We start from the raw sequence: 1,024 nt of genomic DNA on the forward strand, positions 1-1,024 counted from the left end.
GGTCGGCAACGTCATGTCGTCATGTTCGGCATGACCAACGGTCAGGTCGAAACCTCCACGGGTATCCTCGGCACCTCCTACGGCCCGACCGGCTCGGTCTACGGCCTCGACATCACCAGCATGACCCTCGGCGACCTCGGCAACGCTCTGACGACCGTTGAAAACGCTCTGAAGGCCATGACCTCTGCCGGTGCAAAGCTCGGTTCGATCTCCACCCGCATCAACATGCAGGACGATTTCGTCAACTCGCTCAGCAAGTCGCTCGACTCCGGTATCGGTCGCCTCGTCGACGCCAACATGGAAGAAGAGTCCTCCAGGCTCTCTGCTCTCCAGACGCAGCAGCAGCTCGCGATCCAGTCTCTCTCGATCGCCAACTCTTCTTCGCAGAACATCCTGTCGCTCTTCCGCTAAGAGCGGTCCAGCAACATCGCCAAAAACGTCGAGGTCGGGTAACTCCCGGCCTCGAATGTTTTAATTTTCGGTTAATGAAAACCTTTCTAACTATCAGATATTTTTACGAAATTCCATTTTTGAATTTAGTCTTCTTTAACCATCTTGGTGTTTTCTAAGCCCATCGAAACGGCGAGTTAACCCTGACGAGAATGGTTAACAGGCATGAAGCTGATCGCTGTGGGCCGGCCCAAATCCGGAATGTCCCTTCTTCAAATCTGCCAAAAGGGGCAAGAAAACTATGACCAGCATCAACACCAATAACGCAGCAATGGCTGCTCTCCAGACGCTGCGCGGCATCAACCAGGGCCTCAACACGACGCAGAACCACGTTTCCTCTGGTTACCGTATCGCGAAGGCTTCCGACAACGCTGCTTACTGGTCGATCGCAACGACCATGCGTTCGGACAACAAGGCTCTCTCGGCTGTTTCCGACGCCCTCGGCCTCGGTGCTGCAAAGGTTGACACTGCCTACACCGCCATGGACAGCGCTATCGACGTCGTCGGCGAAATCAAGGCCAAGATCGTTGCCGCTACCGAAAACGGCGTCGACAAGAAGAAGGTTCAGGAAGAA

The 1,024-nt window shown here is 54.8% G+C and carries 2 protein-coding genes; both read left to right on the top strand.

Going from position 1 to position 1,024, the window contains the following annotated elements; all coding sequences use genetic code 11:
• Positions 1–411, top strand: a 411-nt coding sequence (locus tag AC1DF8_RS36225; RefSeq protein ID WP_478157621.1) for a flagellin, incomplete at its 5' end; no start/stop codon positions are given.
• A 280-nt stretch (positions 412–691) separates the two neighbouring features.
• On the top strand, positions 692–1,024 hold a 333-nt coding region (locus AC1DF8_RS36230), incomplete at its 3' end, for a flagellin N-terminal helical domain-containing protein (RefSeq protein ID WP_478157623.1).

This window comes from Rhizobium sp. 05N49 (genome assembly GCF_056396805.1).